Here is an 11103-nt window from a genome sequence, read left to right as displayed (position 1 = left end):
CGCTAATAAATAATTCAACCACTTAAAGAAGGATTCCTCTTTTTTATTTTAAAAAAATCGTTAAATTTAATTTACACAACTTATTATACAATACTTCCAATAAAAATTCAATAATATAAAATTATATTTAACTAAGTTATGGTTTTTTAAATTAAAGAAGTCGACTGCCACCAAAGCGCCTGAAATAAAACAACTATTATTATAATTATTGTCAGCGGCAGACCAAATTTAATCACTGTTTTATTATCATACATACCATTATTTTCTCCTATTCCAACTAAAATATTTAAGTGATGAAATGGAAATACGTAATGAAGTGCTATCGATGAATATGTCATTAAAGCAGGTACTAATGGGTTGATGCCTTGACCTTCAGCAAAAATAATAAAAGCTGGTATTGCAATTCCCATAACAGCAATAACGCTCCCCAAAAACATATGCATTATCATCGATATTATAACTATCATTAGTGCAAAAACAAATATATTTGCTGGAAGTTCTGCAGGTAAGATTACAGAAGCAATCCAGGCATTCATACCTGTACTCCCTCCAATTCTTCCAATTGCTACAGCTGCTGTCAGAAAAAATAAAATTCCAAGAGGTACATTTGACCAGTCTTTAGCTTCTAAAACATTTCCCACTAAAGGCATTCCCATCAGCGCAGCAATTACAAGCGTTACCCAACCTAAATCGATACCATGCAGTGAATCAGTTGTCCATAAAATTATCGCTAAAGCAATCCAAAAAATCATTCTCTTTTCTTTAGTTGAAAAACTTCCTAAATCCTCTAATTTTTTAGAAATCTCTTCTTTATTGACAACAACCTTCTTCTCAGGTTGAAAAATTTTCAAAAATAAAATTAAAGTTAAAATTGAAGCAAAAAGTGCTGGTACACCCATCTGATAAAGCCACTCCAGCCAGCTCAAACTTTGACCTGACATTTCCACAGCTAAAATATTAATAGTACTATCTCCTGTCATGAAAATCATTGAAATAGGTACTGAAAATGCAAAAACAGCAAAACCAATTTTTTTGCCATCATTTTCAGAAATTGAAGCACTATCAATTACTACAGCCATGACAGACATTATTAAAAAAGATCTGGGCCAGGGGTGTGGAATCAATAAACTTAAAAGTATTGTTAAAAAGAAAATAGAAAAAATTATACTTTTATAAGAATCTACGTATTTAATAATAAAATTGTATGCAATTCTTTCTCCCAAACCAGAAGACTTTACAGCAGCTGCAATTAAATAAGCACCTATAATAATATAGATTAGCGAAGAAGACCAAAGTGAAAAAACTTCTTCTGGAGCAGCTATTTTAAAGATTAATAAAAGTGATAAAAAAAGAGCTGATACATAACCAGGATGTGCCACCTTAGCAGCCCAAAAAACAACTGTCATTAAGCTTAAAGCAAGGGTTTTTTGCCCAGCAGCTGGCAAATTTGGCAGATTTAAATTCCAAATTATCACAGCAATTAATATTCCTAAGCTAAAAATTATTTCTTTTTTATATTTTTTCAACTGCTCCACTCCTAGTAAAATAAAGTTAGATATATTAGAAAATTAAGTTTTTTCTGCTATAAAATATATTCTAGATATCAGCTGCAAATCCTTTTTTAAATATTAGATAAAAGCGATATTTAAAGTTGATTCAGAAAAATAAAAGGCTGGAGCTAACCAGCCTTTGTGAATGATTTCTTTTAAACCAGGTACAAAACGGAGGTTTTGTACCTGGTACCAAATTATTGGTACCAAATTATTCAGCTAATTCTTTTTTGCGTTCAATTAGCTTTTCTTTCTTTTCTCTGTATTCTTTGAGCTTCTGTTTTTCTCCTTCAACTAAATCTTGAGGAGCGTTATTAACAAAGCCTTTATTATTTAATTTACTTTCTGCTCTTTTAATTTCAAATTCCATCTCTTCTATTTCTTTTTCCATTCTTTCTATTTCTTTATCCAGGTCAATCATGCCTTCAAGCGGCAGAATAACCTCAACCTCTTTAACTATTGAAGTTGAAACTTTATCAGGTCGCTCCAGCTCGTCTCCACCTATTTTTAAATCTTTGATCCGGGCTAGATTTTCAATATATTCTCTTCCTTCTTCTAAAATATCAAGCTTAGCTTCTGGTGCAGCCAGCAGCGCTTTAATTCTGCGACCTGGATTAACTTTCATTTCATTTCTAATATTTCTAACTGACTTGATCACACTCATTACCAGCTCCATTTTTTCTTCAGCAGCAGGGTTTAAACCACTTTCTTCTTTAGCAGGATACTGAGCTCTCATAATTGTTCCTTCTGTTCCCGGCAGCTTCTGCCAGATTTCTTCAGTAATAAAAGGCATTACCGGATGTAATAATCTAAGCAGGCTTTCCAGAGTATTTAGAGCATAATACTGTGCAGTTAGCTTCGCTTTGGGATCTTCATCCTGATATAATCTAGCCTTTAAAAGCTCAATATACCAGTCACAGAATTCATTCCAGATAAAATCATATAAGGAACTTGACATTTCACCAAAGTTGTATTTCTCCAGAGCATCATCAATTTCTCCGGCGACTGTATTTAGTCTGCTCTGCATCCAGTTATCAGCCAGAGTTGGTTTTAAATCAGCCTCATCAACTGAGTCCAGATCAAAATCTTCTAAGTTCATCAAGACAAAACGAGAAGCATTCCAGATCTTATTGGCAAAGTTACGGCTGGCTTCAAGTCTTTCTTCTCTAAAGCGCATGTCATTACCGGGTGTATTACCTGTAATTAAAGTAAAGCGCAGTGCATCTGCTCCAAATTGGTCGATAATATCTAAAGGGTCAATTCCATTACCTAAGGATTTACTCATCTTTCTTCCCTGAGCATCGCGGATCAGCCCGTGGATATAAATATCTGAGAAAGGTTTTTCATCCTGGAATTTAAGTCCCATAAAGATCATCCGGGCCACCCAGAAGAAAATGATATCTCTACCGGTTACCAAAACATCAGTCGGATAAAAGCTAGCTAAATCATCAGTGTCTTCCGGCCAGCCAAGTGTAGAAAATGGCCAGAGTGCAGATGAGAACCAGGTATCTAAAACATCTTCATCCTGACGCAGCTTGCTGCTGCCGCAGTTAGGACAACTTTCTGGTTCTTCTTTACTTACAATTACCTCATCACAGTCATTACAGTAATAAACCGGGATACGATGGCCCCACCAGAGCTGACGAGATATACACCAGTCACGAATATTGTTCATCCAGTTCATATATACTTTTGAAAAACGGTCAGGTACAAAATTAATGTCACTATCTTCTACAGCCTCAATTGCCGGTTCTGCCAGCGGCTGCATCTTAACAAACCACTGCTTGGAAATTAAAGGTTCAATTACTGTATCACAGCGGTAACATTCACCAACATTGTGCATGTGGTCTTCGATTTTAACCAGTAAACCTTCTTTTTCCAGGTCCTCAATTACTTTTTTGCGGGCTTCATAACGGTCAAGGCCTGCATAAGCTTCACCAGCAGCTTCTGTCATTTTTGCATCTTCGTCAATAACTTCTACGATCTCTAAATCATTACGGCGGCCAATTTCGAAGTCATTTGGATCATGGGCAGGTGTTACCTTAACCATACCGGTTCCAAATTCACTATCTACATATTCGTCAGCTATAATTTCGATTTCTCGATTTACTAAAGGAACAATTACCTTGGCTCCAACCAGATCTTTGTAGCGCTCATCTGAAGGATGAACTGCAATCGCAGTATCTCCGAGCATAGTTTCCGGTCTGGTAGTAGCAATGGTAATATATCCTTCCCGATCTTTATAAGGATATTTATAATGATAAAACTTACCTTCTGTTTCTTTATGTTCAACCTCAATATCACTCAAAGTTGTATGACAGCTTGGGCACCAGTTAACAATATAATCTCCCTGGTAAATTAAGCCTTCTTCGTATAATTTGATAAATACTTCTTCAACTGCATCTGAGCAGCCTTCATCAAGGGTAAATCTTTCTCTTGACCAGTCACAGGAAGAACCCATCTTTTTTAACTGATTGGTAATTCTAGTTCCATACTCTTCTTTCCATTCCCAGGCTTTTTCTAAAAATTCATTCCTGGTCATATCTTCTTTTTCGACACCTTCTTCCCGCATTTTATCGACAACCTTAACTTCAGTTGCAATACTTGCATGGTCAGTTCCGGGAAGCCATAAGGAGCGATAGCCCTGCATTCTCTTCCAGCGGGTCAAAATATCCTGAAGAGTATTATCTAGAGCATGTCCCATATGTAATTGTCCGGTAATATTTGGGGGAGGCATTACAATACTAAAAGTCCCCTTCTCATCTTCTATTTCTTCTCTTGGTGCAAAATAATTGTTTTCCAGCCAGTATTCATACCATTTATCTTCCGTTTTGGCCGGATCATAGGTTTTTTCTAAATTTTCCAAATTAATTCCCTCCATTTTTAAGTTAGTATTTATATTTTAATTTTTATTCACAACAAAGCATTAGGTGAAATTTAATAACTAATAAAAAACGCTCTTCCATCCAGTTAAGGACGAAAGAGCGTTAAATTCGCGGTACCACCTTAGTTCCTCCTGCTCTTATGATGCAGAAAGCTCTCATTTGTTAACGACTGCTGTGCCGTTACTGATTATTACAGATTAGCATTAAAATCAATGGGTCGATTTACTGCTTAAAATCTGTCTGGTCAGTAAAACTCGGAGACGACTTCATTTCTTTTTGCTGTCGGAATCTTACAGCCGCTGGATTCCGTTCTCTTTCAGCTTTTTAAAAATTACTACTTCTCTTCTTAGTTTTTAATTATTCAACTATCGTTATTATAATATCTTATTAAACAGTCTGCTGTCAAGAGTTAAATTCAACATTTTAAAGCTCATTAGTCAGACTAATCAATTTGGAATTGAATTCTCAAGTACTTCTACTTCCAGACCAGCATCTTCAAATTGTGGCTTAATTTTTTCTGCTGGCCCCACAATCACAGTGAAAATTATTTCTGGATAAAGCTCTTCAGCAAAAATTTTCTGAACTTCTTCACTACTAAGGCCATTATACTGTTTGATCACATTATTAATATAGTTATCCGATTTATTATTAAATTCTTTTTGGTAAACAATTTGATCTAAAACATCGATTTGATGCTGATAGGCTTTTGGATAAATTGCATTATATAGATTTATATTCTCAAAAAGTTCTTTTTCAGTAAATTTCTCAGTTCCATTTTTGATCTTTAATATTTCTTCTTTGACAGCTTCCATACCGGCCAGTGCTTTTTCAGGTTCTAAACTTAAATTAATAAAATAAGCTCCACCATAATCACTGTATTTTGTCTGAGCATATATACCATAGACATAACCTTTATCCTGTCGAAGATTTTGCATTAGACGACTGCTTATTGAGCCTCCACCAAAAATGCGATTAGCCATCATAAATGGAATTTTCTTTGGAAATTTATTGCTGTAAAAGTTATAACCCATTCTCATATTAGCCTGAGTAGCATCCTCTTTATTAATTATTATTATTTTTTGCTGAATTTCGGGATTAACACTAACATAGCTTTTATTTAAATCTGATTTGGTGTTTTCCCAAGCTGCAAATTTACTTTTAATTTCCTGTTTTAGTTCGTCAAGGTCAAAATTACCGCTAACTGCAAATACAATGTTTTCTGGCCTAAGAGTTTTACGATAAAAAGCTTTGACCTGAGTCGGCTCCACTTCTGCTAAAAAGTCTAAAATTAAGTCATAGTCATAATTATAACCATAAGGGTGTTGCCCATATAGGTTTTTGAAAAAATGCATATTTAAAAGCGCAGAATCATTGTAAAACTGGTGTTTATAATACTGCCTGGATTCTTTAACAGTTCTTGTAAAATGATCACCTTCAAATTTTGGCCGCTGTAGTACTTCAGCTAAAAGTGAGATCAGCTCTGAACTTTCTGTACTTAGAGAATTAGCACTGATAGAAATCCGATCAAAACCCGCTGCAAGATTTAAGGATAAGGCATTAATTTCTTTAAAAAGTGACAATTTTTGCTCACTATAATTTTCTGTTTCTAGAAGCATTAATTCTGTCATCAAAGAGCTGATACCAGCATTATTTTTGTTTTCATTTATTTGGCCAGCATTAATATAGCCCTTTACTTCAAAGATCGGCAGACTCTTATCCTGAGCTAGATAAAACTTCATCCCATTTTCCAGTTCAAAAAGTTCATAATCAGGTATCTCAATTTTAGGTTCATCATTGACTATATCTGCCAATTCTCTAAAAAATTCTGGACTTAAATTTTGATTCTGAGCCGCTGCACCGAAAGTAAATAGGAATAAAATAATGATCGTTAAAGATAAAATTTTATATGTCTTTTTCACTGCTGCGCACCACCTTTGGCTTCAGGTAAAATATAACCTCTTGTCCGTTGATTTTTTTTGAAATATTTTTCTGCAATCTGCACCACATCTTCTTTAGTTAAATTGTTCATATACTCAATTTTTTGCTGCAGCAGCTCCGGTTTATTAAAACGAATTTTATTTATTGCATAAGTTTCTGCTGTTGAGTCAATATTTTTTTGGGAAAAGATTAATGATTTCTGATACTGTTTTTTTACTATTTTAAATTCCTGCTCGGTTATTCCTTCTTCAAAGATTAGCTTTAGTTCCCGGTCAAAAGCCTGCTGGGCTGTTTCAACAAGGTCTGGATTAGAAGGAATAAAATAAATTGCCGCAAATGATTCTTTACGAAGGGTATTAATGGTAGCTGCACTTGCTAAGATAAGTTCTTCCTTTTTCTGCAGCTTTTCTTTTAAACGAGAACTCTGATTATTTGCTAAAATATCAAGGAAAATTTCTACTGCGGTTAACTCCAATTGGTCACCTGCAGGTATTTGATAAAGCTGAAACGCATAAGGAAGATTGGTCTTTAAATTAAGAGTATATACTTTTTCGCTTTCCTCCTTTGGAAACTTAAAATCTTTTCTTTTTATTGCTGCCGGTTTAAAATCAGCATAATACTTTTGAGCCATCTTTTTTACTGCCTCAACTTTTACATCACCACTTACAACCACTAAAGCATTATTAGGAGAATAATAACTCTGGTAATGTTCTTTTAATTCAGCTGTAGTAATATTGCTGATATCTTCCATCCAACCAATAATACCATGTTCTAAGTAGGTATCTGGATAAGCATATGCTTTAATTTCTTCAAAACCTTTAGAAAATATATTATTATCTACTCTCATTCTTCTTTCCTGTTTAATAACTTCCCGTTCTCTATTTACTTTCTGTTGATCAAAGGTCAAATTCCGCATTCGATCTGACTCTAAAGCAGCTGCCAGTTCTAAAGCTGCAGCGGGAACTTGATGATAGTAAAATGTGAAGTCATAAAATGTTGCTGCATTTAGCTGGCCACCTACAGAAGTAATAAGATTATCAATCTCACCTTCTGGAAGATTTTTGGTGCCCATAAACATCAGGTGCTCTAAAAAATGCGAAATACCGGTTTGGCCTTCCTTTTCATCAATAGAACCTACATTATAATAGGTTGAATATTTGATTGAAGGAATTGAATGGTCTGGAAAAACCATGAATTCCAACCCATTTTCCAGTTCAAAACTATGATATTCAGGCTGGTCTAAATCTAAATCCGCAGCTGTAACTGGAAAAACTAAAATAAATAATAAAAAAGATATTAAAAAAACTACTTTTTTATTTACTGAAAAAAATGTCCGAATAACTTTATTCAATTTTATCCCCTCCCTCTAAATATTTTAATGCATTGTCCAAATCCTTTGGATAATTTAAATTAAAAAACAATTTTTCTAGCTTGAATTTTTCTTCTAACATAGCTTCACTTAAAATTACCTTTTCAGCATTAGCGTAAAAAGATTTAACTCTCAAATTATCATTCAAAATTTCATTTTGGACCTTTTTCAATAGTGAATAATGGTAAAGAGCTGCCAGTGGTTCCAAAAATCCATTATATTCTGGCACAACAATTTCAGCTTTATTTTTTCTTTTTAAAATACCTTCTAAATAACTAAAATAATTTGATTCCAAAAAGGGCATATCACAACCGCAGATAAAATTATAGTTAGTTTCAGAAAAATATAAGCCGGTGTAAATACCGGCCAATGGTCCCTTATCTTTATAAATATCTTCATAAACTTTTACTCCGTCTATAAAAGAATATTTATCTTTAGAACCAATTATAATTACCTGATTAAAAAAATTGTTTAAATTTGAAGCAATATATTCTATTAATGTTGTCCCGGCAAAAGGGAGCAAAGCCTTATCAAGATTTCCAAAACGTCTGCTCTTTCCTCCTGCCAGAAGCACAGCATTTATTTTAGGCATCTAATCTTCCTTTTCAATAACTTTATTTATCTTCAAGTACATGTTCAAGTCCCTGTCCAAAAAGGCACATCACATGATCATCATCGAGTGAATAATAAACCGAACGACCTTCTTTGCGATACTTAACCAGTTTATTGTTTCTTAGTACTCGAAGCTGATGTGAAATTGCAGAAGAGCTCATATCCAGCAGTTCGGAAAGGTCACAAACACAGAGTTCTCTTTCTTTAAGGGCATAAAGAATTTTGATTCTAGTTGGATCCCCCATTGTTTTGAACAAATCTGCCAAATCATAAACTACTTCATCAGTTAGTTTTTTTTCTTTCATCACTTTAACTACCTGATTATTTGGATTAAATACTTCACAAATATCACACATTGCTTTTTCTTTAAGTTCTGCTGCCATAAAATCCACTCCAATTAAATATCTTTTGTCTTTAAAATTCTCATTACATTAAATACCGCCATTAATGCAACTCCAACATCTGCAAATACTGCAGCCCACATTGAAGCCATACCAAAAATACTTAAAATCATAACTGCAGCTTTAATTGAAAGAGCCATTATGATATTTTGCCAGACTAATTTCTTAGTTTTAGCTGCAATATTTAAAGCGGTAACAATTTTCGAAGGCTCATCTGTCATTAAAACAACATCTGCTGCTTCAATTGCTGCATCAGAGCCAAGGCCTCCCATTGCTATTCCTAAATCAGAACGAGCTAGTACAGGTGCATCATTTATTCCATCACCAACAAAGGCTAATTTTTTTGATTTTTTTAATAGTTCTTCAACTTTAGTGACTTTCTGATCCGGCAGCAATTCTGCATAAAAATTATCAAGCTCCAGTTTAGAAGCAACTTCAGCTGCTGTTGCCTGATTATCACCGGTTAACATCACTAAATTATTAATTCCTAAGTCTTTAAGCGCTGAAAATGCAGAGACAGAATCAGATTTTAGCTGATCAGAAATGACAATCGAAGCTAAAAATTCTCCATTTTTGGCTAAATAAACAGCAGTTCCAGTACTCTTAACTTTTTTGAAGTTAATATTATTTTTCTCCATAAGTCTTTCATTTCCTGCTAAAATTTTATTATTATTAAGAACAGCTTTAACACCTGAACCTGAAATCTCTTGATAATCACTATCAGCTGAGTGTTTTTGATAATTATCAGCTGCATTAACAATTGATTGAGCTATTGGATGATTAGAAAACTGTTCTACTTCAGCAGCTATTTTTAAGATTTCTTGACGGCTGTGATTGCTTTCAATATTAACCTCAGTTACTTTAAAATCACCTTCGGTTATAGTACCAGTTTTATCAAATACTATGGTATCCAGCTCATTCAAAGCTTCCAGGTAGTTGCCTCCTTTGACTAAAATTCCATTTTTTGATGCCAGACCAATACCACCAAAAAAGCCAAGCGGAATTGAAACTACGAGGGCACAAGGGCAGGAAACAACTAAAAATATTAGAGAACGATAAAACCACTGGCTAAAGGCAGCTCCGGTTAAAAGTGGTGGTAATACAGCGACTAACACAGCTGTAAAAACAACAAATGGTGTATAATAACGGGCAAATTTGCTGATAAACTGCTCTGTTGGTGCTTTTTTAGAACTAGCATTTTCTACAAGTTCTAATATTTTTTTTACAGTTGAATCCTTATATTCTTTGGTCACTCGAACTGTAATCAGCTTATTTAAATTTATCATTCCACTTAAAACCTGGTCACCTTCTACAACATCTTTAGGCATTGATTCTCCGGTTAAAGCAGAGGTTTCAAGAGCACTTTCTCCACTAACTACTTTACCATCTACTGGAATTTTTTTCAGCCTTTACAGCAATTAGATCTCCAACTTTCAAATTTTCCGGTTTAACTTCGATAATTTCTTCATCTTTAATTAAATTAGCAAATTCGGCTTTAATATCCATCAAATCTTTTATCGAACGTCGTGAATTATTAACAGCTCTTTCCTGAAATAGTTCTCCTACCATATAAAAAAGCATAACCGCTACTGCTTCTGGGTATTCCTGGATTCCAAAAGCACCTATTGTAGCGATAACCATTAAAAAGTTTTCATCAAAAATCTGTCCCTGCCCGATATTTAAAACGGCAGCTTTAAGAACTGGATAGCCGATTAAAAAATATGCTGTTATGTAGGCAGGTAAAGCTAGGCTGCTTAAGATACTGCCTTTAAAAATATTTAAATGAGAAAAACTTAGGGCAAAGATAAAAAATAAAGTTCCAATAAATATATTCTTTTTCTGCCAGAGATATGATTTAAGTGATGATCCCTCAACACCAACTTCTGCTTGCGTTTCTGACTTATCTCTAACCTTAACTCCTGGTTCTATTCTATCTGAAATTTTTTGCAATTCGTCCTGGCTCTTTTCTAATCTCGCCTCTTCAGCCGCTACTTTTAAAGTAGAAGTCGCAAAATTTAGTTCAACTTTGTCCATTCCATCAAGTTTTTTGACCTGATCTTCAATTTTCATGGCACAATTTGAACAATTTAAACCTTCAAGCTCAAATTCTTTTTCATTATTTTTTTCTTCAACTGTATTCTGCATTTTCCACCTCTGATTTTTTATTTATTATATATGAACAATTATTCAAATGTTTCATGCTTTAATTATAGAATATTTGTTGAGAGGTGTCAAGATATAAGAAATAAAAAACTTCATAACTCCACATCAGACTTGCACTGATTAGCAAATATTCATGCCAGGCAAACTAACAATAAAACTGCAGATATTTATCTGCAGTTTTATTA

6 protein-coding genes, 1 pseudogene and 1 other annotated feature are annotated in these 11103 nt (G+C 34.0%); all 7 genes and pseudogenes read right to left on the bottom strand.

Annotated elements, in window-relative coordinates:
* Positions 1 to 146: 146 nt before the first annotated feature.
* The 7 genes and pseudogenes from C7954_RS10305 to C7954_RS10275 all read right to left on the bottom strand — a co-directional run bounded on the left by C7954_RS10305 (position 147) and on the right by C7954_RS10275 (position 10900).
* A complete protein-coding gene (locus C7954_RS10305; RefSeq protein ID WP_243833287.1) occupies positions 147 to 1535 on the bottom strand; it encodes an SLC13 family permease in 1389 nt (462 codons plus the stop codon).
* Between the two features lie 226 nt (positions 1536 to 1761).
* Positions 1762 to 4416: a valine--tRNA ligase gene (locus C7954_RS10300; protein WP_133618428.1), complete on the bottom strand. Its 2655-nt coding sequence runs from the start codon at positions 4414 to 4416 to the stop codon at positions 1762 to 1764.
* 103 nt (positions 4417 to 4519) lie between these two features.
* Positions 4520 to 4792, bottom strand: a binding site (T-box leader).
* Positions 4793 to 4881: 89 nt separating this feature from the next.
* Positions 4882 to 6354, bottom strand: coding sequence for a M16 family metallopeptidase (locus tag C7954_RS10295; RefSeq protein ID WP_134059921.1), 1473 nt, complete (start codon positions 6352 to 6354; stop codon positions 4882 to 4884).
* Positions 6351 to 7724, bottom strand: coding sequence for a M16 family metallopeptidase (locus C7954_RS10290; RefSeq protein ID WP_134059919.1), 1374 nt, complete (start codon positions 7722 to 7724; stop codon positions 6351 to 6353). The genes C7954_RS10295 and C7954_RS10290 overlap by 4 nt, the downstream gene beginning before the upstream one ends.
* Positions 7717 to 8334 carry a molybdenum cofactor guanylyltransferase gene (locus tag C7954_RS10285; protein WP_134059917.1) on the bottom strand — a complete coding sequence of 206 codons (618 nt, stop codon included), beginning with the start codon at positions 8332 to 8334 and terminating at the stop codon, positions 7717 to 7719. The genes C7954_RS10290 and C7954_RS10285 overlap by 8 nt, the downstream gene beginning before the upstream one ends.
* A gap of 22 nt (positions 8335 to 8356) precedes the next feature.
* Positions 8357 to 8737: an ArsR/SmtB family transcription factor gene (locus C7954_RS10280; protein ID WP_134059915.1), complete on the bottom strand. Its 381-nt coding sequence runs from the start codon at positions 8735 to 8737 to the stop codon at positions 8357 to 8359.
* A 14-nt stretch (positions 8738 to 8751) separates the two neighbouring features.
* Positions 8752 to 10900 (bottom strand): annotated as a pseudogene (locus C7954_RS10275) (heavy metal translocating P-type ATPase).
* Positions 10901 to 11103: the final 203 nt, after the last annotated feature.

Source organism: Halanaerobium congolense, from assembly GCF_004366375.1.
In the GTDB taxonomy this organism is placed as follows: domain Bacteria; phylum Bacillota; class Halanaerobiia; order Halanaerobiales; family Halanaerobiaceae; genus Halanaerobium; species Halanaerobium congolense.
The sequence above is the reverse complement of the archived record's forward strand: the minus strand, read 5'-3'. Positions and strand labels throughout refer to the sequence as shown.